General features: G+C 32.7%; 32 protein-coding genes and 1 tRNA gene. 27 read left to right on the top strand and 6 right to left on the bottom strand.

Going from position 1 to position 25447, the window contains the following annotated elements; all coding sequences use genetic code 11:
• Positions 1-43 precede the first annotated feature (43 nt).
• The 13 genes from C5F49_RS08755 (at position 44) to C5F49_RS08695 (ending at position 12014) form a co-directional block, all read left to right on the top strand.
• A complete protein-coding gene (locus tag C5F49_RS08755) occupies positions 44-1207 on the top strand; it encodes a thiolase domain-containing protein (RefSeq protein WP_179362592.1) in 1164 nt (387 codons plus the stop codon).
• A 1-nt stretch (position 1208) separates the two neighbouring features.
• Positions 1209-1574, top strand: a complete 366-nt coding sequence (locus C5F49_RS08750; protein WP_179362591.1) for a Zn-ribbon domain-containing OB-fold protein — start codon at positions 1209-1211, stop codon at positions 1572-1574.
• Between the two features lie 69 nt (positions 1575-1643).
• Entirely contained in the window at positions 1644-1805 is a 162-nt protein-coding gene (locus C5F49_RS08745; RefSeq protein WP_179360698.1) for a hypothetical protein, read from the top strand.
• Between the two features lie 184 nt (positions 1806-1989).
• Positions 1990-4089, top strand: coding sequence for an anaerobic ribonucleoside-triphosphate reductase (gene nrdD, locus C5F49_RS08740; RefSeq protein ID WP_425489654.1), 2100 nt, complete (start codon positions 1990-1992; stop codon positions 4087-4089).
• Positions 4090-4322: 233 nt separating this feature from the next.
• On the top strand, positions 4323-6974 hold the full coding sequence (locus C5F49_RS08735; RefSeq protein WP_179362589.1) for an adenosylcobalamin-dependent ribonucleoside-diphosphate reductase: 2652 nt from the start codon (positions 4323-4325) through the stop codon (positions 6972-6974).
• A gap of 45 nt (positions 6975-7019) precedes the next feature.
• Positions 7020-8138 carry a hypothetical protein gene (locus tag C5F49_RS08730; RefSeq protein ID WP_179362588.1) on the top strand — a complete coding sequence of 373 codons (1119 nt, stop codon included), beginning with the start codon at positions 7020-7022 and terminating at the stop codon, positions 8136-8138.
• 1 nt (position 8139) lies between these two features.
• On the top strand, positions 8140-8808 hold the full coding sequence (locus tag C5F49_RS08725) for a ribosome biogenesis protein (protein ID WP_179362587.1): 669 nt from the start codon (positions 8140-8142) through the stop codon (positions 8806-8808).
• Positions 8809-8830: 22 nt separating this feature from the next.
• Positions 8831-8904, top strand: a tRNA-Gly gene (locus C5F49_RS08720).
• 87 nt (positions 8905-8991) lie between these two features.
• Positions 8992-9258: a ribonuclease P protein component 4 gene (locus tag C5F49_RS08715; protein WP_343045190.1), complete on the top strand. Its 267-nt coding sequence runs from the start codon at positions 8992-8994 to the stop codon at positions 9256-9258.
• A gap of 31 nt (positions 9259-9289) precedes the next feature.
• Positions 9290-9742 (top strand): 30S ribosomal protein S19e, encoded by a 453-nt coding sequence (locus tag C5F49_RS08710; protein WP_179362586.1) that lies wholly within the window; start codon positions 9290-9292, stop codon positions 9740-9742.
• A gap of 7 nt (positions 9743-9749) precedes the next feature.
• The gene (locus tag C5F49_RS08705) at positions 9750-10031 is read left to right on the top strand and encodes a DNA-binding protein (RefSeq protein WP_179362585.1); all 282 of its coding nucleotides are present in this window, start codon (positions 9750-9752) and stop codon (positions 10029-10031) included.
• A 41-nt stretch (positions 10032-10072) separates the two neighbouring features.
• The gene (locus C5F49_RS08700; RefSeq protein ID WP_179362584.1) at positions 10073-11152 is read left to right on the top strand and encodes a zinc-binding dehydrogenase; all 1080 of its coding nucleotides are present in this window, start codon (positions 10073-10075) and stop codon (positions 11150-11152) included.
• A gap of 7 nt (positions 11153-11159) precedes the next feature.
• Positions 11160-12014, top strand: a complete 855-nt coding sequence (locus C5F49_RS08695) for an HpcH/HpaI aldolase/citrate lyase family protein (protein ID WP_179362583.1) — start codon at positions 11160-11162, stop codon at positions 12012-12014.
• A 19-nt stretch (positions 12015-12033) separates the two neighbouring features.
• On the opposite strand, the gene C5F49_RS08690 is transcribed toward C5F49_RS08695, so the two are convergent.
• Entirely contained in the window at positions 12034-12645 is a 612-nt protein-coding gene (locus tag C5F49_RS08690) for a transcriptional regulator (RefSeq protein WP_179362582.1), read from the bottom strand.
• Positions 12646-12703: 58 nt separating this feature from the next.
• Between C5F49_RS08690 and C5F49_RS08685 the strand changes: the two genes are divergently transcribed.
• The 12 genes from C5F49_RS08685 (at position 12704) to C5F49_RS08630 (ending at position 19708) form a co-directional block, all read left to right on the top strand.
• Entirely contained in the window at positions 12704-13054 is a 351-nt protein-coding gene (locus C5F49_RS08685; protein ID WP_179362581.1) for a response regulator, read from the top strand.
• A gap of 68 nt (positions 13055-13122) precedes the next feature.
• Positions 13123-13266 (top strand): hypothetical protein, encoded by a 144-nt coding sequence (locus C5F49_RS08680; protein ID WP_179362580.1) that lies wholly within the window; start codon positions 13123-13125, stop codon positions 13264-13266.
• Positions 13267-13332: 66 nt separating this feature from the next.
• Positions 13333-14037: a tetratricopeptide repeat protein gene (locus tag C5F49_RS08675; protein WP_179362579.1), complete on the top strand. Its 705-nt coding sequence runs from the start codon at positions 13333-13335 to the stop codon at positions 14035-14037.
• Positions 14038-14106: 69 nt separating this feature from the next.
• A complete protein-coding gene (locus tag C5F49_RS08670; protein WP_179362578.1) occupies positions 14107-14691 on the top strand; it encodes a riboflavin synthase in 585 nt (194 codons plus the stop codon).
• 77 nt (positions 14692-14768) lie between these two features.
• On the top strand, positions 14769-15434 hold the full coding sequence (ribB, locus tag C5F49_RS08665; protein ID WP_179362577.1) for a 3,4-dihydroxy-2-butanone-4-phosphate synthase: 666 nt from the start codon (positions 14769-14771) through the stop codon (positions 15432-15434).
• A gap of 2 nt (positions 15435-15436) precedes the next feature.
• Positions 15437-15853 (top strand): 6,7-dimethyl-8-ribityllumazine synthase, encoded by a 417-nt coding sequence (gene ribH, locus C5F49_RS08660; RefSeq protein WP_179362576.1) that lies wholly within the window; start codon positions 15437-15439, stop codon positions 15851-15853.
• Positions 15850-16602 (top strand): GTP cyclohydrolase IIa, encoded by a 753-nt coding sequence (locus tag C5F49_RS08655; protein WP_179362575.1) that lies wholly within the window; start codon positions 15850-15852, stop codon positions 16600-16602. The genes ribH and C5F49_RS08655 overlap by 4 nt, the downstream gene beginning before the upstream one ends.
• Positions 16596-17786 (top strand): amidohydrolase family protein, encoded by a 1191-nt coding sequence (locus C5F49_RS08650; RefSeq protein WP_179362574.1) that lies wholly within the window; start codon positions 16596-16598, stop codon positions 17784-17786. Before C5F49_RS08655 ends, C5F49_RS08650 begins: the two co-directional genes overlap by 7 nt.
• Positions 17773-18429, top strand: coding sequence for a 2,5-diamino-6-(ribosylamino)-4(3H)-pyrimidinone 5'-phosphate reductase (locus C5F49_RS08645; protein WP_179362573.1), 657 nt, complete (start codon positions 17773-17775; stop codon positions 18427-18429). Before C5F49_RS08650 ends, C5F49_RS08645 begins: the two co-directional genes overlap by 14 nt.
• A 36-nt stretch (positions 18430-18465) precedes the next feature.
• Positions 18466-18759 carry an SWIB-MDM2 domain-containing protein gene (locus C5F49_RS08640; protein ID WP_179362572.1) on the top strand — a complete coding sequence of 98 codons (294 nt, stop codon included), beginning with the start codon at positions 18466-18468 and terminating at the stop codon, positions 18757-18759.
• 98 nt (positions 18760-18857) lie between these two features.
• A complete protein-coding gene (locus C5F49_RS08635) occupies positions 18858-19415 on the top strand; it encodes a hemerythrin domain-containing protein (RefSeq protein WP_179362571.1) in 558 nt (185 codons plus the stop codon).
• Positions 19416-19417: 2 nt separating this feature from the next.
• The gene (locus tag C5F49_RS08630; RefSeq protein WP_179362570.1) at positions 19418-19708 is read left to right on the top strand and encodes a hypothetical protein; all 291 of its coding nucleotides are present in this window, start codon (positions 19418-19420) and stop codon (positions 19706-19708) included.
• A gap of 22 nt (positions 19709-19730) precedes the next feature.
• Here the strand turns inward: C5F49_RS08630 and C5F49_RS08625 are convergent, their stop codons facing one another.
• The 5 genes from C5F49_RS08625 to C5F49_RS08605 all read right to left on the bottom strand — a co-directional run bounded on the left by C5F49_RS08625 (position 19731) and on the right by C5F49_RS08605 (position 24476).
• Positions 19731-21122, bottom strand: coding sequence for an NAD-dependent succinate-semialdehyde dehydrogenase (locus C5F49_RS08625; RefSeq protein WP_179362569.1), 1392 nt, complete (start codon positions 21120-21122; stop codon positions 19731-19733).
• 62 nt (positions 21123-21184) lie between these two features.
• Positions 21185-21700: a transcription factor gene (locus tag C5F49_RS08620; protein WP_179362568.1), complete on the bottom strand. Its 516-nt coding sequence runs from the start codon at positions 21698-21700 to the stop codon at positions 21185-21187.
• A gap of 26 nt (positions 21701-21726) precedes the next feature.
• Positions 21727-22260, bottom strand: a complete 534-nt coding sequence (locus C5F49_RS08615; RefSeq protein ID WP_179362567.1) for a tRNA (cytidine(56)-2'-O)-methyltransferase — start codon at positions 22258-22260, stop codon at positions 21727-21729.
• Positions 22250-23371: a GTPase HflX gene (gene hflX / locus C5F49_RS08610; RefSeq protein WP_179362566.1), complete on the bottom strand. Its 1122-nt coding sequence runs from the start codon at positions 23369-23371 to the stop codon at positions 22250-22252. Before hflX ends, C5F49_RS08615 begins: the two co-directional genes overlap by 11 nt.
• 58 nt (positions 23372-23429) lie before the next feature.
• Complete coding sequence (locus C5F49_RS08605) at positions 23430-24476, bottom strand: phosphate uptake regulator PhoU (RefSeq protein WP_179362565.1); 1047 nt, start codon at positions 24474-24476, stop codon at positions 23430-23432.
• Between the two features lie 92 nt (positions 24477-24568).
• On the opposite strand from C5F49_RS08605, the gene C5F49_RS08600 reads away from it, so the two are divergent.
• Both C5F49_RS08600 and C5F49_RS08595 read left to right on the top strand, forming a co-directional pair.
• Positions 24569-25042, top strand: coding sequence for a PUA domain-containing protein (locus C5F49_RS08600; protein WP_179362564.1), 474 nt, complete (start codon positions 24569-24571; stop codon positions 25040-25042).
• The gene (locus tag C5F49_RS08595; RefSeq protein WP_425489653.1) at positions 25042-25383 is read left to right on the top strand and encodes a nascent polypeptide-associated complex protein; all 342 of its coding nucleotides are present in this window, start codon (positions 25042-25044) and stop codon (positions 25381-25383) included. The genes C5F49_RS08600 and C5F49_RS08595 overlap by 1 nt, the downstream gene beginning before the upstream one ends.
• Positions 25384-25447: the final 64 nt, after the last annotated feature.

Raw genomic sequence — 25447 nt, 5'->3', positions numbered from 1 at the left:
TATGATGAATTTACTAAAACAATTTTTATAGGGAAATGGGTCAGTGACATTTGTGGAAAAGGTTTGTGTTCTTGGCGCTGGTAGCACCAAATATGGAAAATTAAATGAAAGTATAGCAGATATCACTACTCAGGCGTCAGTTTCAGCCATAGAAAGTGCAGGAATCTCCCCAAAAGACATTCAAGCATCATACATTTCAAACGTTTTCGGAGTTGCTGACAAGCAAGTCCACCTCGGTCCAGTATTGATGAGCCGATTAGGAATTCCAGATAAACCATCATTAACTATAGAGTCCGCATGTGGAAGTGGCTCTGTATCTTTTAGAGAAGCCTATGCAAATGTTGCAGCAGGATTTTATGATTGTCTAGTTGTAACCGGTGTTGAAAAAGTAACTCACACAGGAACTGAATGGACAACAACTTACTTTGCATATTGTTCTGACTTTTTTTATGAAGGTCAAGCCGGTGCATCGTTTCCAGGATTGTTTGCATCAATGGCAAGAGCTTACTTGACAGAGTTTGATGCAACTGAAGAAGACTTTGCAGCAGTTGCAGTGAAAAATCACGATAACGGTTTTCTTAATCCAAAAGCTCACATGCAAAAGAAAATTACTATTGACGATGTAATGAAATCTCCAGTAGTTGCAAGTCCACTAAAACTTTATGACTGCTGTCCATTTTCTGATGGTGCAAGTTCTGTTATTCTTTGTTCTGAAAAGTTTGCAAAAGCACATGGTGGTGATTACATTGAAGTAATTGGTTCAGGCAGAGGTGGTTCACCTGCTGCATTACAAGGACGTGAACATATGACAACAATTCCAAGTACAAAGCTTGCAGCAGCAGATGCATACAAGATGGCAGGTATAACTGCAAAAGATATTGACTTTGCAGAAGTACATGACTGTTTCACTATTGCAGAAGTAGTTGACACTGAAGACTTGGGATTCTTTGATAAAGGACAAGGTGTTCAAGCTGTTCGTGAAGGTAGAACAAAATTAAATTCTGACATTTCTATTAATCCATCAGGTGGTCTTAAATCAAAAGGACATCCAATTGGTGCAACAGGTGTTGGACAAGTAGTAGAAGTATTTGATCAACTAACTGGAAAAGCTGGTGCAAGAACTGTTAAAGATGCAAAAATTGGTTTAACTCATAACTTTGGTGCAACAGGTGCAAGTTGTGCTGTTCACGTATTCCAAAGTGTATAAAATGACTATTGAAGAACAACTTATTGAATTTGCCAAACAAGGCAAGCTTCTAACTCACAAATGTACTGAATGTGGATATCTCCATTTGTCTACGGCATATTATTGTCTAAAATGTGGTAGTAAGGGATTTGAGGATACTGTTTTAGACGGTGTAGGCTCAGTTGCCACCTATACTATAATCACTGTGGCGCCTGCAGGCTTTGAAAAATATACTCCATACGCCTTTGTTGTCCTTCAATTAGATGATGTGAATTTGAGAATTTCAGGATTTATGCCAAATATAGCTACTCCTGCAGATCTCCCTGTTGGTACTAGAGCAAAAATTGCTGGTTTTGATGAACGCGGAATTCTTATCGAAAAACAGTAAAATAATTTGCTTGAATTATTAAAAAAAATCAAAATCGTTTCTTAATTATTTTACATATTTAATCTATTCATGTCAGTTGAAATTACATGTGGTAAATGCGGAGAAAAGATCACAAACATGAAGATGTTAAAATCTCTAAAAGACGTACTCAATCCAACAAATGGAAAGTGTCCGTCATGTGGACAGAAACTTTCTACATCAGAATTTTCACTTGATGTCCAAGAAAAATAAACAAAATGATCTTCTTTAAAGATCTTTTATCTTTTACGAATATGATCAAAAATCGTAACAAATTATCTAGTCACAAGTCTTATTTACTTCATTAATTTTAGGAACAACAGTGAAACAAACCGAGGAAGATTTGGAATTAGACCTAGATGTTGGTGCTGAACTAGATGATGATTCTGAGTTGGGTATGGATCTAGATGACGACGTAGACGACTCTGATCCAAAAAGAGGCGGAATCTTACAATCCACCTCAAAACGTGTCAGAATGATCTTTTCTGTCATGGCCAGTCCAAACAGAATTGATATCCTAAGAATCCTAAATTCTAAAGGCCCATTGACTTATTCTGAACTAAAATCCCTAGCTGGTTTCAAATCAAAAAAAGAAAGTGGAAAATTTGCATACCACTTGAGAAAATTACTCAGACAATCACTTGTTGCATTAAATAAATCTGAAAGACGTTACACCATTACAAATCTTGGAAAACTTGTTTTGAGTTTAGCAAGACAAATTGAAGAAAGATCAATTATTGAAAGTGGAAAGATGTATGTTAGAACATCATCTGAATCAATTGAAGAATTCAATTCCCATAAAATTATTCAATCACTTGTACGTGAAGGAAGTCTTCCGCTAGAACTAGCACAAAAAATTACTGAAGAAGTTGAAAATAGAATTTACAAATATCAAACAACCTATCTGACAGGCGCATTAATTCGAGAAATGGTTAATTCTGTACTTCTTGAGCACGGACATGAAGAATACAGGAACAAACTAGCACGCCTAGGTCTGCCTGTTTATGATGTTCAAGAGATGATTTCTAATTTAGATGATGTAGATAATGGTGCTGAGGGATTATTGTTCAATACAGGACAAAGAGTATTTGCTGAACATCTTCTTACAAATATTTTACCTAAAGATGTAGCAGACTCACATCTTTCTGGTGACTTGCACATTTCAAATCCTGGTGTTTGGTCTATGATTCCTGATACAATATTTGTTAACATTAAAGAATTGATTGAAGATGGAGTTGATCTTGGAGGAAAATATCTTGATGTATCAAGAATTTCTGCATCAAAACAACTAGATGAAATTACAAGTTCACTCTCTGTAGTAATCGCTCTTTTATCAAAAGAAGCTTCACAAGAAATTGTTCTTGATGGACTAGTTCCATTGTTTGCAAAACATTCCAAATCTATTCCAGAACTTGAACAAAAACTAACTGATGCATTTGCAACCTCATCAACAACTTCAAAATATAATAAAAATAGTACTAACATTTCAATTCGTTTACAATTAGGAACTGATACAAAAATAATTACAGCAATTATCAATGCATACAAAAATTATACAAAAATTACACCAATTCCAAAAATTGGTTTGATAATTGATGCTGATAAAGGAAAGATTACAGATGTATCGCAAGCAGTAGCTGAAATTCTTTCAATCGGTGGAAAAGTAATGTTTGCTAAAGGTCAAACATCTAGTTATGGTATTACTAATGGATCTACTAAAACATCTGGCCCTCTTTCAATAACCTTACAATCTGTTTCAATCAATCTTCCAAGATTAGCATTTGAATCAAACAAAGATGAAACTTACTTTAGAGCAAGACTTGCTTTGTTGATGAAACCAGCTTTGGCTTCTATGGCATTAAGAAAGAAAGAGATTTCAGATCTTACTAGAAGAGGACTTAATCCAATTTTAGCAAAGAACACACAATACATGCAGAGAAGTTCTGTATCCCTTGTTGTGAATTTAGTAGGTCTCAAAGAAGCAGTCTTTAACATACTTGGATTCCAAGACAACAAGGAAGGACGAGATATTCTTAACAAAGTCATTGAAACTGCAGTTGATGTTGGTGCCAAAAAAGGCAAAGAATTAGGCGACACAGTGGCCATTTCTATGACTGAAACTGAAGGTTCTGTCCGTTTTGCAACCCTTGATGGTGAAAAATACGGTAAAAACTCGAGCCTAAATTCTATGGATGCTGATTACTATTCTCAAGGTATTGTAGTTAATGCTTCAGAAGTCTCTGATTTAACTGCAAAAAGTCCGGTTATTGTTGAATCTAACAAACTCTCAAAGATACTCAACGGAGGTCTTCTTGTAACTTTACAAATTGACAAAGACGCTAAAGTTGATGATATCAAAAAAGCAATAGAGAAAACATCTACGCTTACACCTTCTTTCAAACCTGTAAGACCAACTGCAATTTGTGGTGAGTGTGGATTCAAAGATGAACCATTTGATGATAAATGTCCAAAGTGTAAGTCACCTTACGTTGTCTGAAAATCGTAGATGAAAAACTAGTTCCGATCATTTTTGAAAATTTTTTGATCAGTTTCAGACATTGCGATCATCGCTAACTGTAAGTAATGTTATGTCTATATGAAATTCATACTATTGTAGAACCGATCCAACGCAAATTGGAGCGTTGTCAATTTTATTGAATCAAAGTTTTGGGAAAATCCGACAAACAGTTTATACAGTAATTCTTTCTAACCCTCTTTGGGGAGATTATAATGGACAATTCACAAATAGAAAATACGATCAATAAGATCCGTAAGCGCAGTGGCACAGTCACGGCTTTCAATAAAGATAAAATTTCAAATGCCATATATCAGGCATTGGCAGCCACCTCTAAAGCCGATCGTGGCGTTGCCGACAAACTAGCAGCAGATGTAGTTAACAAGTTAGTAGAGCAAGGATTTACAAGCTCTAGAGCACCTACAGTTGAAGATATTCAAGATATTGTAGAGTCAACTTTAATCGATAGCGGTAATAGCGATATTGCAAAAGCATACATCGTTTACAGACATGAAAGAAGAAAATTAAGAGACGAAAAAATGAAGGTCTTAAATCTTAAAGCCCTCGATCCAGTCTCTAAAAAATTCGATTTAAACTGTCTGAGAGTATTAGCATCGAGATATCTATTTAGAAATTCAAAAAGTGAGATTATTGAATCACCAACACAAATGTTTGAGCGAGTCGCAATTCTAGTCGGAATTGGTGATATGTTATATGATTCACAAATCTTTGACAAATCCGGAAATAACAAGCAGGATATAGATGAAGCAAAATCTTATCTTGAAAAACTAGATGCCTTTGATTATAAATTCAAAGTTGGAGATTATTTCTTCAATAAATGGCATTTTAGATCTTTAATCACTCACTATGTGACTCTTGCAAACAAAGGTCAGATGAAAATAAGTTTCAAAGATCTATTGACATTGCTAGCAGGCAAAAAACTAGAAAGTTATGCAGATAAAATCACTGAATACTTTACAATGATGACTGGGCAAGACTTCCTACCAAACTCACCAACCATGATGAATGCTGGAGGAAGACTAGGACAACTCTCAGCATGCTTTGTACTTGGTATGGAGGATGGCATGGAAGAAATTATGAAATCTACTTCTGATGCAGCATTAATCTTCAAGTCTGGTGGTGGAGTTGGAATTAACTACTCAAATCTTCGTGAAGAGGGTGACATTGTAGCATCAACATCTGGTGTTGCATCTGGTCCAGTATCCTTCATGAATATCATCAATACAGTCACTGAAGTTGTAAAACAGGGTGGAAAAAGACGTGGAGCAAATATGGGAATCATTGAAGCATGGCATCCTGATGTTGAAAAATTCATCACAAACAAAACTGAAGCCGGAGTTTTAGAAAATTTCAATGTAAGTGTTGGAATTTGGGAAGACTTTTGGCATGCACTTGTAAATACAACTGACGGTAACTATGTCCTACGTAGTCCACGTGACAGAAAACCTGTAAAAGAAATCAATGCACATCAACTAATTGATCTAATTGCATTATCTGCATGGAAGAGCGCAGAACCTGGTTTGATCTTCTTTGATCAAATTAACAAATACAATGTATTTGCTAAAGCACGACAAGCACCACTTAGAGCTACAAATCCATGTGGTGAACAAAGTCTCTATCCATACGAATCATGTAACTTGGGTTCAATCAATTTGGTAAATCTTGCAAAAAGACAAGCTGATGGTTCCTATGAATTTGATTGGCAAGGATATGAAGAGATTATCAGAAAGACAACAAGATTTTTGGATAACATCATTGATGTAAATAATTATCCAGTTCCAGAAATTAGTACAGCCTCAAAAGAGTCTAGAAGAATTGGACTTGGTGTAATGGGAGTCGCAGATTTGTTATACAGATTGAAAATTCCTTACAATTCACAAGAAGGATATGAACTACAATCAAAACTATCTGAAGCCCTAACATACTATTCAATGGAAGAAAGTGTTGCACTAGCAAGATCTCGTGGTGAGTTCCCACTTTGTGCAAAGACAGAATACCCTGAAGGAAAGATTCCAATATCTGGATACTATGAGAAATCAAAAGAATCTCATTCATATGAATGGGAACCACTCATTGAAGAAATCAAAAAACATGGTATTAGAAATGTCTTAACTACTACAGTAGCACCAACTGGAACGCTATCTATGATTGCAGACTGTTCAAACGGAATGGAACCTGCATTTGCTTTAGTGTTTGAGAAGAGAGTTACTGTTGGAAGATTCTTCTATACAAACAAGATTCTTGAAGAAGCACTCAAAGAAGAAGGTCTCTATACAGATGAAATTCTTGAAAAGATTGCAGACAATTATGGTTCATTGAAAGGATTAGATGAAATCCCGCAATGGATGCAAGATGTCTTTGTTACAGCAATGGATATCCATTGGGCTGATCATTTAATGGCTCAAGGTGTATGGCAAGATTGGATTGGAAATGCAATTGCAAAAACAATCAATATGCCGTATGATGTAACAGTCGAAGATGTAAAATCTGCATATCTACTTGCACACGAAATTGGTCTAAAAGGAATGACTGTTTATCGTGATGGTTCAAGACACAAACAAGTTCTTCATATGACAAGTGAGAATGCAACAAAGATCTTTGAGGTCTCACCAAGTGAGTTCATGACTGCATTTGTAACCAAAAATATCACAAACCCATACATCAAATCACAAGTCAATGCTTCATTGGAATTGAAAGTACATGATGAAGAAATTCAACTAGAGGCTCCAAAAGTAGAAGCCGTTTCTGAAGACAAATTATGTCCTACATGTAAAAACAACTTGGTATTCGTAGAGGGTTGTAGTATCTGCATTGAATGTGGATACAGTGGTTGTACTTCTGGATAGAAACAGAATAACAACTTTTTTACTTTCTTTTATTTTTGAATCTATATGGATAAAAAACCTCTGGGCATAATTGTAGGTATAGGCCTTGTTATTGCTGTAATGGCAGTGGGGTTGAGTGCTTCAAATACTGATATTCTTTTCCCTCAACAAACAAATGAAAAAATTGGTCTGGTAATTAATTCCCCAAATCAATCAACAACATTACATGAACTAAATGATGTTTATTCAGAAGCTGCTGATTCTGGAATTGGAAGAAGTAATGTGTATCTTTTTTGGAATCTAGTTGAACCAGTACGTGGAGAATATGATTGGGGGCAATCTGATGCATTAATGAGCTTTAACAAAAATAATAATCTCAAAGTTACTCTATACTTTTCAATAATTAATGGCGAAACACTTGGACCATTCCCAAATTGGATTGGAAAACCATCTTTGAATTCTATAGGTGAAGATAGAGTTGTTAGTGTTCTTGATGAAATATTATCTAGATACGATATTGTGGATACTGTAATACTTGCTGGACAAACAGAATCTCAATTTAGATTTTCTGAGCAAAATATTCCTGTCTATAAAGAACTATTCAATGGAGTCTATGAAAAAATTAAAGAAAAGCATCCTGATGTAAAAATAGGCAATGCATTTGCATTAGATCAAGTATTAAACAAAAATTTACGATACATAGTGACTGAATTAGCTATTGGTGATTTTGTTGCTTTTTCATATTCTCCAGTTGATACTCTAAATGAAATTGCAAAAACCCCAGATCAGGCAAAAGAAGAACTTCAGCAGGTATTTGATTTGGCAGGGGATAAAAAAGTGGGAATTTTTGAGATTAGTTGGAGTACATCTGATTTTGTTCTAGGAAGTGAAATTGGACAAACAGAATTTCTAGAAAAATCCTTTGAATTTTACACTGAAAATGAATCTGAAATAGAATTTTTCACTTGGTATAGGCAATATGATAGACCAGAAGGAACCTGTAATGTTGAAGCTCCAACAATAGGAGAGGATACTCTAACTGTTGAAGGCTCTGGTTTTGGAACTAGTGAACACGTGGTTGAAAGATTAAGTCATTACATTTGTAGTGCAGGTATGATTAGTAACGATGGGGATCCAAAACCAAGTTGGAATGAATTTAAGAAGCAAATTAAAATGATAAACTAGAATGTTCTCTTTTGTTTTAGCTGAATCATCCTTAGAACTTGTTCCATCTGAATTAAAACATCATCCATCAGTTGTTTCCCATGCAAGAAAACTTGATAAACATCCATCAGAAATTTTACTAGATAATTCATGGCATTTTGCAGCTATGAAAGGAATTCAAAATGAAATGAAGAGAGGCAGACCTGATCTTGTACATTTTTCTATACTTGAAGCTACAACTATCCCACTATATCTTCAAAATAAAATGAAATTCTATGTTCACACTCTAGATGATAAAGTAATTTCTTTTGGAAACAATGTACACATTCCAAAATCATATCATAGATTTGCAGGAGTCATAGAAAAATTGTATCAAGAAAAAGAAATTACAACAAAAGATGATGTTTTGTTAGAAATTGAAGAAAAAACTTTTCCTCAATTACTTGATGAGATTAATCCTTCAAAAGTACTTGGTTTTTCTACAACTGGTAAGACCAGTACATATGAAAAAATTGCAAAAGACATTCCAGATGATGCTTGTATTGTAATTGGAGGATTTCAAAAAGGACATTTCTCTGATTTAATTGAAAATAAAATAACAGATCTATATTCTGTTGGGGATGAATCTTTTGAAGGACATGTAGTAGTTGCTAGAATGCTCTATGAGTACGAAAAAACCATTTTTATGTAGGAAATTAAATTTGCATTTTATTGCAGTCATAGTATAGCCTGGTTAGTATTCGGGGTTTCCAACCCTGTGACGCGGGTTCGAATCCCGCTGACTGCATTTTTCAATACTTATGAGAACCAATTTTTAGGTGCATTATTAGATAATATTGTGAAGCCTGGAGCAAAAAAAATTGCAATGGAGAGAATGCAAATTCTTATTGAAAATGCAATTACTAATGCAAAACAAAATCCTAAACTTTCTCAGCGACAAGCTTCTCTTGCCCGAAGAATTAGCACTCGGCATAAAATCAGAATGCCATACTATCTTAGAATGGTATTTTGTAAAAAATGCAAATCCTTTATTGCGCCTGGGGTAAATTCTAGATTTCGATTAGGTAGAGCATCTGTAAAGTCGATCAGAATTTCTTGTAACTTGTGTGGGCATACTTATCGCAAAATTATATCTCAATGATTTATAAGACGATTATCGAGTTTTTGACTTTATGGCAAAGGTATACGATGTACCAGCAGATTTGTTGATAGAAAGACTATCTACAGCACTAAAGAGTGAAGATATTCCTGCACCTTCTTGGATACCATTTGTCAAAACTGGAGCTCATGCAGATAAACCTCCTCAAAATAGAGAATGGTGGCATACAAGATGTGCTTCAATTATGAGAAAAATTTACCTAAATGGACCAATCGGAATTAATGCTTTAAGAAATGATTATGGCGGCGGTAAACCATCTGGTTATGGCGCAGCACATCACAAAGATGCTGGTGGCGCAATTATCCGTAATGCAATTCAAGGATTAGAAAAACTTGGATATGTAGAAAAAGTTGAGAAGAAAGGAAGAATAATTTCTAAACAAGGAATGCAAAAGCTTGATAGATTATCTACTGAAATTCTCAAAGAACTAATTGTTGAAACCCCGCAATTGAAGATATACTCTTAGATTCAAAATGAGTTTTCCAGAATCTAACGAACCTCCTGTTGATAACACAAATCATGAATTAGCTGCACAAAAAGAGCAAATTCTAAAACAAGTCTTATCTCCTGAAGCTAGAATGAGACTAAATAATATCAAAATGGTAAAACCCGATCTCTCTGAGATGGTTGAACAATATCTTGTTGGTATGGCTTCTCAAGGAAAAATCCCAGGCCAAATCTCTGATGAACAATTAAAGCAGATTTTGCTATCTACACAGCAACCAAAACGTGATTTTAAGATAAATCGTGTTTAATACAGAAAAAATTTAAATTTAGAAAGAATTTTCATTCATTCATGAAAGCCGTTGTATACAATGAATATGCACCAGATGATAATTATGCTAAAATCCTCAAAGTCCAGGATATAGATGACCCAAAACCAAAATCAGACGAAGTAGTATTTTCAGTAAAAGCTGCTGCTTTGAATTATAATGATATTTGGGGAATGCGTGGAGTTCCAGTTGCAGTTCCATTACCACACGTATCAGGATCTGATGCCGCAGGTGATGTTATCGCAGTTGGTGAGGATGTTAAAAATATCAAAGTTGGAGATAGAGTAGTTTCTCACTCAAACATGTCATGTAGAGTTTGTAAAGCTTGTACTGACGGTAGAGAATTTGACTGTATTAAGAGAACCATTTGGGGATTCCAAACTGGTCCTACTTGGGGAGCATTCCAAGAAGTAACTCATCTTCCTGAAGTAAATGTTTCAAAAATTCCTGAAGGACTATCATATGATGACGCAGCTGCTGCATCAATGACTATTCTAACTTCATGGCACATGCTAGTTGGCAGAGCCAAGATTACACCTGGACAAACCGTCTTGATAATGGGTGGTGGTTCTGGAGTTGGAAGCTTTGGAATTCAAATAGCAAAACTATACAATTGTGATGTAATTGCAACTGCAAGTCCTGACAAACTAGACAAATGTTTAGAACTTGGCGCAGATTATGCAGTAGATCACAGAAAAGAAGATTGGAGCAAAGAAGTCTACAAGATTTCAAAAGAAATTGCAAAGACAAAAGGTGAAGCACCAGGAATTGATTTATCATTTGATCACATTGGTGAAACACACTGGAATCAGCAACTACAATTACTGAAGTACGGTGCAACCCTAGTTTCATGTGGTGCAACCACTGGTTACAACGCAAAGACTGATCTTAGACATGTATTCTTCAAAGGAACAAACATCTTAGGTTCAACACAAGGAACCAAAGCCGAACTTGATCAAGCCCTTTACTGGATGGGTCAAGGAAAAATTAAAGCAGCAATTGACTCAACTTATACCTTTGAGCAAGCAGCTGAGGCTCACACAAAGATGTTAACCGGAAAAGGAATGTTCGGAAAAATCTTAATGAAGCCAGAGGGCGTTTAGTCATTTAATGACTCAGCTTTTTCGAAGTCTTATTTTTGTACCTGGAAATAATTCCAGATTCTTAGAAAAAGCAAAAACACTCCAAGCTGACATTGTTTGTTTTGATTTAGAAGACTCTGTTCCAGATAATGAAAAAACAAACGCACGAAAATTAATCAAATCTGCATTAAAGGCACGAAAATTATACAAATCTTCAATTTTTGTTAGAACAAATTCTCCAAGTTCAGGCAAAATTCCATCTGATCTTAAAGAAATTGTTCAAAAAGGAATTGATGGAATTGTAATACCTAAAGTAAATAATGTAAAAGAGATGAAAAAAATTGAAAAATTATTATCAAATTTAGAAAAAACCAAAAATCTAAAGCCTATTCAAATTATCCCTTCAATTGAATCTGCAGAAGGAGTTGTGAATACTTTTGATATTGCATCTTTTGGAAAACGAGTTTCTGCTGTAGTTTTTGGTGTGTTTGATTTACTAAATGATTTAGGAGTAGAGTACACAAAAGATTCTGAAGGGGAAAAATATTCTAGAAGAAAAATTCCTGTAGATGCTCATGCTGCAGGTGTTGCAGTAATTGATGCCATCTGGCAAGATCTTAAAGATTCTAAAGGATTAGAAAAGGATTGTAAATTAGGAAAAAATCTAGGATATACAGGAAAAAGCATTATTCATCCAGATCAAATACCAGTGGTTCACAAATTATTTCATCCGAACAAAAGCGAAATATCATGGGCTCGGAAAGTATGTGAAATTTATCTTGAATCTACCAAAAAAGGCAAAGGGGCAACCACTGTAGATGGAAAAATGATAGATGAGGTTCATTTCAAGCAAGCAAAGGCACTTCTTGAACTTGTAAAATGATAATTTTCAATAATTAATGTTATCCAAGTAATTCAATAATTGATTTCATACTGGTACTTTTCTCAAACAACTTTTTATTTACAATTCCAACAATTTCCATTTTGTCTTTTTTAATATCTAATTTTATTTCTTGAAATACACATTGTAGTTTAGATATTTTTTTACTTTCACTAAGAACTTTACCTGACTCTATGATAAATCCATGTAAAATCAAATTTTCTATTTTTCTATATCCTGATGTTTTAGGAACTTTGGATTCTTTAAGAATTTTCGGAATTGTATATTCATTTTCTAATAGTGTAGAGATAATTTTTCTAGTTTCAATATCTCCAAATAATTCTAAAATTAAATCTCTCAAATCTGAATTAACGATAGTTACTAAAAATTTATCATCTCTTTTTTTTACTTTGAGAATTTTATCTATACAGTCATTTTCAAATTTCTTAACATCCATTGTGGACTTTTTTCGAAGTACACTGGTAAATTTCTGAAAATGTTCTATTGATAATTTTATTGACATACCATGTTCTAAAAATAATTCCCTCTCTGTATCCTTTAGAATTTCTAAATCTAGATTTTTTTTAATTTCAGATGATAGCGAAGATGCTATCAATCTATCAATACCGCCCATACTATACTTGTAAATGATGGAAAATATTAAAGCACTGCTCTTTCTAGTATGACTAGACATGTCAAAATCGGTTATAGTTATTGATGATGATGAGGATACTGTTAGACTGTTTAGCGAATTTCTAGAAGAGAATGACATCAATGTTATTGGAAATGGATTTGATGGTGTTACAGCTGTAAAACTTTTCAAAGAAACTAATCCAGATGTTGTCTTAATTGATCTTAATATGCCAAATGGAAGCGGATTTTATGCAATTAAAAAAATTCAAGAAATTAATCCTAGAGCACGAATAATTGCCGTAACTGCAGATGGAAGTTATACAACTGAAGAGAAATTGGAAAAATTAAACATCCCTCTTATCCAAAAACCATTCAAGATGGATCAAGTTATTTCAATAATCAAAAATTAAAGATTCCCATTTTTGGAACTTTTCATATAATGTTATATTAGAAACTTCATACAATATTTTTGATATAAATGAGTAAACGAGTTACAATAATGATTGATGAGGATCTTGACAAAAAACTTAGAATGCGTCAAGCAAAATTGATTCAACAAGAACAATCCTCGTATAGTTATTCTAAAGTTTTGAATGAAACACTTCGTAAAGTTTTAAAATAATTCAACTTTTTTGAATTTCTATTTAATTAGAATAGATTAAAGATAATGAAATTCTATTAATAGAGAATGGTAGATCTTCTTGATCCTTCAAGTGTCATAACTAGGATGTTTGATGCTGAAAAATATGAAGAGTTGTACACATATTGTAAGGAATTACTAGAAAAAACTCCAAATGATATGCTTGCTTTACAAAATATCTCATTAGCTTTGATTTACCTAAAAAAATATGAAGAGTGTATTGATTACTGCAACAAAGTTTTAGAGATAAAAAATTCTGATACTTATGCCTTAAAAAATAAGATTTTTGCTCTTGAAAATTTGAAACAATATGAACAAGTTATTGAATTATGCCAACAAATCCTTTCAACTAATTCTAAAGATACATGGGCTCTAAACAGCATGGGTTTGTCCCTAAATGAATTAAATCGTCATAAAGAAGCTCTTGAATGCTACGATACATCACTTCTCATAGATCCAAATGATATTACAGCCTTGATGAATAAAGCAATTTCATTAAGTCATTTAGGAAATTATCGTGATGCTATAGATTACTATGATAAAGCTCAAATGATTGATCCAAAATTGAAAGAACTTCCACTTGCTAAATCACGCTTATTTGAGAAATTGAAACTGAGTGATGATGCATTTTTAGCAGCTCAAGGAGTTCTCAATAAGGATATGGAAAAAATCAAATATGATGCTAAGAAAAACAAATGTTCTGTATTTCATCAATTTTGTAATGATGAATTTAAAACATCAAATTCTGAATAATTTTAAAGGTAATTCAAATTATTTGTAATCACGTGAAGAATTTTATACATATGATTCATAGATGTTCTAATGTTTACTGGAATTATTGAAGGAATCGGTAAAGTAGAAAAAATTTCTAAAAATACAAAAAATAGAAGTGATATTCAAATGACTGTAAATTTAGGAAAACATGCAAAGGGATTGAAAATTGGACAAAGTGTTGCTCTAAATGGAGTTTGTCTTACTGCAACAAAACTTTCTAAATCTAGTTGTATTTTTGAAATGATTGAAGAAACTACCAAAAAAACTGATCTTGGAAATTTAAAGATTGGAGGAATTGTAAATATTGAACGTAGCTTAAAAGCAGGTGATAGACTAGAGGGACATTTTGTTTTGGGTCATGTGGATGGCGTTGCAATAATTAAAAAAATTCTAAAAAAACCAAAGGAAGTACAAGTTTGGTTTGAAGTTCCAAAAAAATTATCTAAATTTGTAGTGAAAAAAGGTTCTATTGCTCTAGATGGAATTAGTTTAACTGTTGTTGATATAAAAAATTCACTAGCTTCAGTTTCATTAATACCTCATACAATTGAGATTACAAATTTTCATACAAAAAAGGTAGGCGATAAAGTTAATATTGAAACTGATATTCTTGGAAAATATATCCTAAAGTAAAGCCAATTATCTACAACTTTAGTGGTAATTACCAATTTTTTAGTAAACTTTATAATTAGATTAAGAAGTTTTTTCATATGTCACTTGATTCTGCATTACAATCTTTGAAACGTGGAGAGTTTGTTCTATTGTTTGACTCTGCAGGGAGAGAAAATGAAATTGATATGGTTGTGGCTGCAGAATTTGTAACTCCTGAACATGTTGCAAGGATGCGTCAACATGCTGGTGGACTATTATGTATTGCAATTGAAAATAATTTTGCAGCATCTCTTGATTTACAATATATGCATGAAATTCTTGCTGACTCTTCAATTTCAAACAAAGAAATGATCATGGGATTAGCTCCTTATGGCGATCATCCAACTTTTTCATTATCTGTAAATCATTACCAAACATACACTGGAATTACTGATAAAGATAGGGCATTGACAATTAATGAAATGGCTAAAATCTATAATGTTGAAAACAAGCAGAAAAAATTTGCATCATCTTTTAAGACTCCTGGACATGTTCCTTTATTGATAGCATCCAAAGGTTTGTTAGCTGCACGTCAAGGACATACAGAGATGTCTGTTTATTTAGCACAAATTGCAGGTTTAACTCCAGTAACTGCAATATGCGAAATGATGGATGCTGAAACTTATACAGCATTATCTGTGGATAAAGCAGAAAAATTTGCAAAACAAAATGGAATTCCATTAATTGATGGAAAAGAGCTATTAGAATACGCTAAGGTGAATTAGTTTTGAATATAGCAATAGTAGTTTCGGAATTCAATGAGGAAGTGACGTCTAGGATGCTCTCTATTGCCAAAGAAAAAGCAGAACTAATGAAATTAAAAATATCTTTCACTTGTATGGCTCCAGGAGCCTATGATATGCCTATCATAGTTGATGCATTATTGCAGAAAAAAGATGTTGATGCTGTAGTCACTTTAGGTGCTATCATTAAAGGACAAACAAAACATGATGAAGTCATTTCACATGCAGCTGCTCAAGCACTTACAGATTTATCATTAAAATATCAAAAACCTGTTTCTTTAGGAATTTCAGGTCCAGGAATGCAGGAAAGACATGCTTATGCTAGAATTAGACCAGTTGCAGAACGAGCAGTAGAGGCAGTTGTAAAAATTTCTGGTGAGCTAAAAAGGATTCAAAAATGATTCAACTAAGTATCCTAAAAATCACAGAATATGGTCCATGGACATTAACACTTGGTAGTGATAGAGAGCATGAACTCCAAATGCTTCAGGCAACTATCTACAAAGAGATACAGAAATTATTTTCTGATAAAAACTGCATAGTTTTTCTAAATAGAGCAGATGAATTTTTTGTAATTTCAAATGGATTAGATTTAGAAGAACATATTCAAATTCAAAAAACTCTTGAAAAATTATTTGAAGTTGGAATGACTATTTCTATCGGTTATGGTAATTCACCTTTTGAAGCAAATCTCAAAGCATATGAGGGGAAACAAAACAAAATTATCTTAAATTCTGAACACAATATTTTTGGTTTCATTTATGAAAAATCTGATACAAAAGTTTCAATAATGCATCTAGATGTTGATGATCTTACATCTAAACGAAAAACTAATTCTCCGTATGAAATTTCATCAATAATCTTTGGATTATATTCAAAAATGTCTAAATTCTTTTTAGAAAAAAATTCTCTTACATTTTTTATGGGTGGTGATAACTTTATGGTTGTATCAACTAATGAAGGAAAAGAGTCAGTTCAAGATTTCATTAATCTTATAAAAAATGAAGATGAAATTTTATTAAATTGTGGAATTGGTAATGCAAAAACTGGTAGAGAGGCAGTAAAATTAGCCACAAAATCCCTTGATACAATACGTGAAATTCGAGATTCAGGGAAAGAAAAACCTGAAATTTATGAATTATCATGTTAATTAAAAATACTAGTGTTTTAATTGGTCAAGAATTAGATTATGTTTCAAACACCGATATTAGAATTCAAAATGATAAATTTAAAAAAATTAATTCAAAAATAAAACCAATTTTAAAAGAAGAAACTATAGATTGTGAAGGACTCTTGATGATACCTGGGTTCATTAATGCTCATACTCATATTGGAGATTCTGTAGGAAAAGATATTTCATTAAACAATACAGTTAATGAAAAAATTCATCCTGTTTTTGGTGCAAAATCAAAAATTTTAAAAAAAACATCAAATGAGATCCTAGGAAATTTTATGAAAAATACATGTCATTCAATGCTTCGAAAGGGAATTACTACATTTGTTGATTTCAGAGAGGGCAGTTTAGATGGTGTGATTTTATTAAAAAAAGTATTAGAAGATGTTCCTTTACGTTCAATTATCTTAGGTCGAATAGAATTCTATCAAGATGCCAAAGAAATTAAAAAAAATTTATCATTTCCAAGCGTAAAATCTTCTGAATTATCTGAATTACTCAAAAAATGTGATGGTATTGGTGTCAGTGGTGCAAATGAAAACAGTAATTCTGTATTGAATTATTATTCAAAAATACCAAAAATTAGAGCAATTCATTCTGCTGAAACTATACAAAGTATTTCTCAATCAAAAAAAATAACTGGAAAATCAGAAACAATTAGGGCTCTAACTCTAAAACCTGATTTTTTAGTTCATATGACATTTGCCTCAAAATCTGATCTTAAAATAGCCTCTAAAAAAACAAGAGGTATTGTAATTTGTCCTAGAGCTAATTCATCACTTGCTGAGGGGATTCCTGATATTGATTTAATGCAAAAGTCAGGCTGTATCTTAGCACTAGGCACAGATAATGTTATGATAAATTCCCCTGATATGTTTAGAGAAATGGATTTTATTTGGAAAGTAACTATGGGGTTACACAAAAAAAGAATTGATGCTAAAGAAATTCTTAAAATGGCAACAGTAAACGGTGGAAAAATTTTGAATAAAAATATTGGAAGTATTGAATCTGGAAAATTTGCTGATTGTATATTTTTAGATAAACATGCATTAGATTTAGAACCAATGCATGATCCACATGCATCAATTGTACATAGAGCATCTGAATCTGCAATTAAAGCCGTTATGATTGGAGGAAAAATAGTACATGGAAAAATTTAAGCCATATGTTATTTTGAGTGCTGCAATATCTGTTGATGGTAAAATTGCTACTAGAACAGGTGATTCAAAACTTTCTTCCGATAAAGATCTTCATAGATTACATAAACTAAGAGCAAAAGTAGATGCAATAATTATTGGAAAAAATACACTAATGCGTGATGATCCTTTGTTAACTGTACGTTATAGTAAAGGAAAAAACCCTATTAGAATAATTTTAGATTCTAAAGGTGAAATCTCTGATAAATCAAAAATTTTACAAACATCTGCTAAAGTACCAACAATAATAGCTGTATCTAAAAAAATTACGAAATCTAATTTACAAAAATTAAATAATTTCCCAGTTCAAGTAATAATTACTGGAGAAAAATCAGTTAATATCAAATCTTTGTTGAAAAAACTTTCAGAGAAAAAAATCAAAAAAATACTAGTTGAAGGTGGTGGAACCGTAAATTGGGAATTTATTAAACAAAATATTTTTGATGAATTGATCATAACCATTTCTCCATTTGTAATTGGAGGAAATGATTCAATATCTTTTGTTCAAGGTATTGGATTTGATAAAATTTCTAAATCCCCAAATTTACATCTCAAATCTGTCAAGAGGCTCAAAAACCATCTCGTTTTGAATTATCGAAAAGTGTAAGTTATTATACTTTCTTTGAAATAAAATTACAAGAAATTGGCAATAAAAAAGAAAACTACAACAAAAAGAAAAGCAGCTCCAAAAAGAAAAGCAGCTCCAAAAAGAAAAGCAGCTCCAAAAAGAAAAGCAGCTCCAAAAAGAAAAGCAGCTCCAAAAAAGAAAGCATCCAAATCAAAATCTAAAAAACCAGCATTTGGTGGATATGCAATTAGTTTTGCAGGACGTTCTGAAACAGTAGAACAAGTCTTTGGTAAGAAACCAATTGCACCAAGTGAAATGACTAAAAAGATTTGGGCATTTGTTAAATCAAACAGCCTTTCTAATCGTTAAATCCCAATGTTAACGAATCATCGTTAACTAAATTCTATCTTTTAATTATTTTTTTAAAATGAATAAGATATAGATAATGGATTTTATTTTAATTAATCATGTCTACTACATCATTAAGACGCGATCATGAGTTAATAGAAAAAGTCATCAAAGCAATGGAATCTACCGTTCAATTACTAAATGATGGTAAACAGATCCCTGAATCAATATTATTACCAGTAATTGATTTTTCAAAAAACTTTACAGATGTTTGTCATCATAGTAAAGAAGAAAAATCATTATTTCCAGCATTAGAGCAAGCTGGTTTACCTACTAACATGGGACCAATTGCTATGATGTTAATTGATCATCAACGTTCTCGAGAGATTGGTGCAGAAATGGAAATTTCAGCTAAAGAATATCTTTCTTCAGGTGACTCAACAAAATTAGTAAGTGATATGCAACAATATGTTGAACATATCACTGAGCATTTATGGAAAGAGAATAATAAATTATTCATGATGGCAGAGGCAAGATTACAATATGTTTCAGAAAAGGTTGACAAAGAATTAACTGAAATTGAAAATTCAAAACTTGATGAGATTGGAAAAACTAGAGAACATTATGAACAATTAGCAGAAAATCTTACAAAAGATGTTTCTCAACAAGGTAGTTAGATTTGGCTCATAGTATATTTGGTCAAGTGACAACAGTAAGGAAATTTGCGCATGGGGATATTGAATTTGATTTTTATCATGAAGATGAAATTACCTCCTATAGATTTTCATCAGATCCTAGTAGATTAGGAAATTTTCCTAAAGAACTTGCCGAAATTTTAGTATCCACTTTAGCCACTGATATCTGTGTTGAGATTTTTTTTGGAGATGATGGAAATCCAACCCATGTTGAATTGGAAGAATGTGATGATGAGGAGGAAGAATTAGATGATGATTCTGATTCAGACGATTGATATTTTAGAATTCAAAAATAATCTATTCTACGTAATGATGATGTGTTAAATTATCATAAAATCTGACTGATTTTAAATTTACAAATTCTAGCATTCCATATCTTGATAGTTCTCTTCCAAATCCACTATGCTTAATTCCTCCAAATGGAATACGTGGATCTGAAATTACTACATTATTGACACTTACTATGCCTGATTCAATTCGTCTAGACATTTTGTCTGCTTTAGCAAGATCTTGTGTCCATATACTTGCACCAAGTCCAAATTCACTTTCATTAGCTAATTTAACGGCCTCACTTTCATTTTCAACAATTGTAATTGGAGCCACTGGACCAAAAGTTTCTTCCTGTGCTATTCTCATATTTGATTTAACATTTCTTAGGATGGTTGGTTTGTAAAAGAATCCTTTTCCATCTATTTGAGAGCCTCCAAGAAGAATTTCTGCACCCTTTTCTTTCGCATCTTCAACTATTCCAGAAATTGTTTCAAATCCGCTTTTACTTGACAATGGGCCAATGTCTGTTTCAATTGACATTGGATCACCTATTTTGAGCTGAGATGCTTTTTTAATAAATAACTCAATAAATTCATCTGCAATATTTTTTCCAACAAAAAATCTTTTTGATGCAACACAACTTTGACCACAGTTGATGAATCTACCTTTGACTGCACCTTCTGCTGCTTTTTCAATAATTGCATCATCTAATACTATGAAAGGATCACTTCCTCCTAATTCTAAAACACATTTTTTCAAATTCTTTGCAGCTCTTTCACCTACTTTTGCACCTGCATTGGTACTGCCAGTAAATGTAACTGCATTAACATCTGAATCAATTAGATGATTTGCAGATTCTACGCTTCCAACTACTGTTTGGAAAATTCCATCAGGTATTCCAGATTCGGTAAATGCTTTTTCAATTTCAATACCTGATTGCATTGTAACTCTAGATGGTTTCATTACAATCACATTTCCTGCCATTAGACAAGGAGCTGCAAATCTTAATGCTTGCCAATAAGGAAAATTCCATGGCATAATTGAGCCTATTACTCCTAGTGGTTCAAAAGTCAGAAAACTCTTTCTTGCATCTGTGTTTAGTACTTCATCAGCAAGAAAACTATCTCCGTGGTCTGCATAAAATTCTAAAGCCCATGCACATTTTTCAACTTCTCCGATTGATTCTTTGAGTGGCTTGCCCATTTCAGATGTAGCTACTTTTGCTAGTTCTGTTTTGTTCTTCTTTAGATATTCAACTAAATTGTAAATGTAACTTCTCCGTTTTTCATAATCTTTCTTCCATTCTGGATATGCTCTTTTTGCTTTTCCTACTAAATCAAATACTTGATTTTTATCCATTGCAGAAAAGTTTGTAATATCCTCACCTGTTGTTGGATTTACTGTAGTGATTTGACTCAAGGATCTCTCACAGGGTTTCTCCTATTTATTCTAGTAACCTGCTTTTCAAATTTTTAATCTAATCAAAATGTCTGTTGCATATCTTGTTTGATCTCGTCAATTTTCTTTTGATATGCTTTTCTTGATTTATCATTCTTTTTTAGATTCAAAACATTTTGACATGATGGGCATTTGAACATTCCATCAAGAGCACTTTCAAATGTCACTCTAGGGCAATCTTCGTTTCCACAGTGATAGAAATCTGAAGCATTCTCATAATCTAATCTCTGTTGTAATCTTTCATCGATTTTCTTTTTTTGATTTTCAATAAAATGCTCTACTTCTTCTCTTCTAGTTCTCCATCTGTAGACAAACCATCCTTTTCTTTCATCTTTAACTCTAATACCAGTAATGAGAGACTTTCCAAATAGATCATACAATACTTTTCTTACCATATTGATTCTAAGACCTGTAGAACTAGCAATTTCTTCATCAGTAGCATCTTCTGCTTTTAGAAGAGATCTTGCTACTTTGAGATATTCATCTCCTCCAATCATTGAGGCGATTCTAACAAAAGGATCTTCGTATTTATCTACCAACTCTAATGAGTTCTGATTTTCTACTATTAATCCCTTGTTTCTTTTACTTGTACATTTTTGCCCTTTTTAGTAGGAATGATCTTTCTTTTTGCATTAGGAAACTCTTTCTCAAATTGTTTACCTTTTTGTATACGATCTAAAAGAATTGCTAAAGCACTAATCTCTGAATGTGGTTGGCTACCCACTCCGACATTATAGTCTGCTAATTCATAAATCTCTCTTGGAACTTTTTCAGCACCTACAACTATCAGCAGATTTTCTTCATCTCCAATTTTTTCTTCAGCATCATTGATATTTTCACCATACATTGATAGATGAACAATTTTGAAACCTTCATCTTTTTTCTTTTTCACAATCGTTTTCCATTTTTCAATAAATTCAATCTGAAAATTACCTCCCCAAGTATTGTTGATCTTTTCAATAGTATCTTTGATCTCTGGATTTACTTCTGTCATGTAAATTCGCTCAGCACCAAATCCTCTTGAAACAAGTGCTACATGTGTGGTTACTCTGTCATCTCTTACAACACGTTGTCCTATCCTAACTACTTCAATTACCAAATGTTTTATTCGCTCCTTCCCATGCATTCTTTTTTGGTTTATGGTAATTCTGACTTTCTGTAATTTCTTTGATCAATTTTTTTAATTGTGATATGTTTTTTCCAGTTTTTGCAGATACTGAAATCAATTTTTTATTTTCAGTTAAATTGAGATATTCAACTTTTCTTTCTATTTCTTCATTTTTTAATAAATCTGACTTGTTTAGTGCATAAATTATCTTGTTTTGTTCTACCCCTAATTCATTTAAAGTTCTCATACAACTAGAAAATTTCTTTTTCAATTCAGATATTGAATCATTAATATCAATTACCAGAATGATTACATCCGTATGTATCAATTCTTCTAGTGTAGATTTGAATGCATCAATCATATACGCTGGCAGTTTGCTGATAAAACCAACTGTATCTGCAATTAAAAATGGCTCTTGATCAATCATTACTCTTCGTGTTGTTGTAGTAAGAGTTGTGAAAAGTTCTTTACTTTGAGTTTTTGTTTCACCTGTAGTTTTGTTAAACAATGTAGTTTTTCCTGCAGAAGTATAACCTGCAAGTGATATTGTCTTGAATCCCATTCTTTTTCTTCCCTGTCTGTGAAGTTCTCTTTGTTTTCCAGCTTTTTCGAGCTTTGATCTTATTGTCTGCATTCTATGTTTAATATCATTATAATACACGTCAACCTCGAATTTCCCTATTCCCATAAATCCAGGCTGTTCACCCATGTTTGCAAGTCTAACTTTTTCTTTAGCTCTTGCCATTTCATATCTCAACTGAGCCAATTTTACTTGTAATTTTGATTCTGCCCCTGAAGCTCTGCTTTCAAAAATCTCCAGAATCAATGCTTCTCTATCTAACACTTCTCTGTGTAATTCTGTAGCAAGATTGTAGTTCTGGCTTGGTTTTAAAATCTCATCAAACACTATGATGTCTGGTCTTAACTTGTCTGCAATTTCTTGCAATTGTTCCAGTACTCCGCCACTGATGCCATACTTTGGTTTCTGAAGATAATCTTGTGTTATTACGTGGACTACCTCATAACCAGCTGCATCACACAATCCTTTTGCCTCATTTATTGAGTCTTCTTGATCATATGTGATTAAAATTGCAGAATTCATTCTATTTCATTTTATTAATTGAATCTAAGATAATTGTATTGGACATGTTTTTAGTAAATTAATCCGATTTTTTTAACGTTTTTTCAATATTCATATTCAAAACTATTTCAGCTATATCGCTAGCATATTCAGCGACTCTTCGAATATTTTCAGTCATTCTTCTTACCCTGTAAATCTCCTCATCATCTTTTAATGATTTAGAAGCATCTCTTACTTTCTTTTCAAATTTTGCAATTTCCTCAATTTTTGTTATTGTTTTTTCAGCTTGATAGTAATCTTCTTTGAATAATGCAAGACATGAATCGTCTAAAACAGATAAACAAAACTCATTCATATCCTGTAATTTTTGCAAAATCTCTTTTTTTACAGGTTTTTTAAATTCAATCAGATCTTTTGCTATGAATGCAGCATGATCTCCTGTTCTCTCTATATTTTTTACAACCAGTCTATACCCTAAGCAATTCCTAGCATTTCTAAAACCCATTTCTTTTAACATATGCTCATTTTGAATTGCGATCTTTAATTGTCTGATAATATAAAATCCAAATCTATCTACTTCATCATCTGTATTGATAACTTCTTGGGCTAATTCTAAATTATTTTCTTTTACAGCCAAAATTGCATCACTTGACATTGATTTTGCTAGGTGAATCATTCGCTTGAAGGCACCATCTACTGATAATTCTAACAAATTAACAAGAACTTGGACTGTAATCCCACTTGTTGAATCGGCAATTATTTCAGAACCCATTAACATTCGCTTCACAGCTTTTTTTACTGTGTTTCTTTGATGTGCACTCAGTATGCCATTTTTTGGTTTTACATTAATCGTTTTGAATCCTAAAAAGTACAACGAAATTAATTTTCTAACAATAGAGGCTGCTTCTTCTCCTCCGTCAATTTCTATTACTGCTTCTTCTTTTTTCTGAATTCTGGATTCAAATTTTGGTGGATACAACTCTAATGTTGATGAACCCTTTCGAACCATTCTGATTTGGTCTCCTTGTTTGAGACCCAATTCCATTATCCATTGTTTTGGCAATGAAACAATGTATGATGATTTACCGGTAAACTGTATTTTCCTAGTTTCTCCCCCATCTTCCATAATCTAAACGGAAAATTCTATTCTATATAGTTTGATCCTTCCAATATAGACTATCACTGAACTAATATTTAGAAAAAATTCTACTATGAGTATTGGATCATATCGTTAAACTCCAGCATTCTCTTGATGCATTATTTGGAAATGGCACATCAAAATTATTACCAAAAGATATTGAAATGACTTTTTCTAGAAAGACTGGTAGAATTAGAACCGTTTCTCATAAAGGGAAATTTCTATGTACTTTGAGAATTGATGGAAGTCTTGCAATTAGTATTCATTTTGCTCAAATGTTACTGAAAAATAAAAAATTTAAAGAAAATTGTATTGAGATAAATTCTGATGCTGCCCCTTTTGTTGAGCAGGGCAGATCTGTATTTTGTAAGCATGTTGTATCATGTGGAAAAAATGTCCAAATATCTGCAGACACTCCTGTATTATTCAAAAATAAGGTAATAGCCGTAGGAAGGGCACTATTGGCATCTGATATGATTTCTGATTTTGATAGAGGAGTGGCCATAAAGATCAGAGATAGTTTAAAAAGTCGTAATGAGGAAATAACATCATGATGCGAGGAGGAGGAAACCGCGAAATGCGAAGAATGATGGATAAGATGGGTTTGGATATGAATGAATTATCTAATGTTCAAGAAGTTATAATTAAAACTGATAAAAAAGAAATCATTATTTCAAAGCCTGCTGTTACTGAAATGAAAGCAAAAGACAATTCAATTTTTACAGTAACTGCTGATAGTTATGAAGAAAGGGAATTAGAAGTTCCAATTTACTCCGAAGAGGATATTCAGCTTGTAAGTCAACAAGCTGGTGTTGATGAAGAAAAAGCCAAAAATGCTTTAGAAGAGGCTGAAGGCGATCTTGCTCGAGCTATCTTGCTTTTAACAACTGGATAATCTTAGAATGCCATATTCTTGTGCCTGAAAATGAATGATTTAAGTAATGGATTATCAGATTTAG

This window comes from Nitrosopumilus oxyclinae, from assembly GCF_013407165.1.
GTDB classification, from domain to species: domain Archaea; phylum Thermoproteota; class Nitrososphaeria; order Nitrososphaerales; family Nitrosopumilaceae; genus Nitrosopumilus; species Nitrosopumilus oxyclinae.
This window is presented reverse-complemented; position numbering and strand designations above follow the sequence as displayed.

Bases quoted from the DNA above. Each gene is read 5' to 3' on its own strand.
- C5F49_RS08750 (WP_179362591.1), top strand. From the start codon at position 1,209: ATGACTATTGAAGAACAACTTATTGAATTTGCCAAACAAGGCAAGCTT.
- C5F49_RS08745 (WP_179360698.1), top strand. From the start codon at position 1,644: ATGTCAGTTGAAATTACATGTGGTAAATGCGGAGAAAAGATCACAAAC.
- nrdD (WP_425489654.1), top strand. From the start codon at position 1,990: ATGGATCTAGATGACGACGTAGACGACTCTGATCCAAAAAGAGGCGGA.
- C5F49_RS08735 (WP_179362589.1), top strand. From the start codon at position 4,323: ATGGACAATTCACAAATAGAAAATACGATCAATAAGATCCGTAAGCGC.
- C5F49_RS08730 (WP_179362588.1), top strand. From the start codon at position 7,020: ATGGATAAAAAACCTCTGGGCATAATTGTAGGTATAGGCCTTGTTATT.
- C5F49_RS08725 (WP_179362587.1), top strand. From the start codon at position 8,140: ATGTTCTCTTTTGTTTTAGCTGAATCATCCTTAGAACTTGTTCCATCT.
- C5F49_RS08715 (WP_343045190.1), top strand. From the start codon at position 8,992: ATGCAAATTCTTATTGAAAATGCAATTACTAATGCAAAACAAAATCCT.
- C5F49_RS08710 (WP_179362586.1), top strand. From the start codon at position 9,290: ATGGCAAAGGTATACGATGTACCAGCAGATTTGTTGATAGAAAGACTA.
- C5F49_RS08705 (WP_179362585.1), top strand. From the start codon at position 9,750: ATGAGTTTTCCAGAATCTAACGAACCTCCTGTTGATAACACAAATCAT.
- C5F49_RS08700 (WP_179362584.1), top strand. From the start codon at position 10,073: ATGAAAGCCGTTGTATACAATGAATATGCACCAGATGATAATTATGCT.
- C5F49_RS08695 (WP_179362583.1), top strand. From the start codon at position 11,160: ATGACTCAGCTTTTTCGAAGTCTTATTTTTGTACCTGGAAATAATTCC.
- C5F49_RS08690 (WP_179362582.1), bottom strand. From the start codon at position 12,645: ATGGGCGGTATTGATAGATTGATAGCATCTTCGCTATCATCTGAAATT.
- C5F49_RS08685 (WP_179362581.1), top strand. From the start codon at position 12,704: ATGTCAAAATCGGTTATAGTTATTGATGATGATGAGGATACTGTTAGA.
- C5F49_RS08680 (WP_179362580.1), top strand. From the start codon at position 13,123: ATGAGTAAACGAGTTACAATAATGATTGATGAGGATCTTGACAAAAAA.
- C5F49_RS08675 (WP_179362579.1), top strand. From the start codon at position 13,333: ATGGTAGATCTTCTTGATCCTTCAAGTGTCATAACTAGGATGTTTGAT.
- C5F49_RS08670 (WP_179362578.1), top strand. From the start codon at position 14,107: ATGTTTACTGGAATTATTGAAGGAATCGGTAAAGTAGAAAAAATTTCT.
- ribB (WP_179362577.1), top strand. From the start codon at position 14,769: ATGTCACTTGATTCTGCATTACAATCTTTGAAACGTGGAGAGTTTGTT.
- C5F49_RS08655 (WP_179362575.1), top strand. From the start codon at position 15,850: ATGATTCAACTAAGTATCCTAAAAATCACAGAATATGGTCCATGGACA.
- C5F49_RS08650 (WP_179362574.1), top strand. From the start codon at position 16,596: ATGTTAATTAAAAATACTAGTGTTTTAATTGGTCAAGAATTAGATTAT.
- C5F49_RS08645 (WP_179362573.1), top strand. From the start codon at position 17,773: ATGGAAAAATTTAAGCCATATGTTATTTTGAGTGCTGCAATATCTGTT.
- C5F49_RS08635 (WP_179362571.1), top strand. From the start codon at position 18,858: ATGTCTACTACATCATTAAGACGCGATCATGAGTTAATAGAAAAAGTC.
- hflX (WP_179362566.1), bottom strand. From the start codon at position 23,371: ATGAATTCTGCAATTTTAATCACATATGATCAAGAAGACTCAATAAAT.
- C5F49_RS08605 (WP_179362565.1), bottom strand. From the start codon at position 24,476: ATGGAAGATGGGGGAGAAACTAGGAAAATACAGTTTACCGGTAAATCA.
- C5F49_RS08595 (WP_425489653.1), top strand. From the start codon at position 25,042: ATGCGAGGAGGAGGAAACCGCGAAATGCGAAGAATGATGGATAAGATG.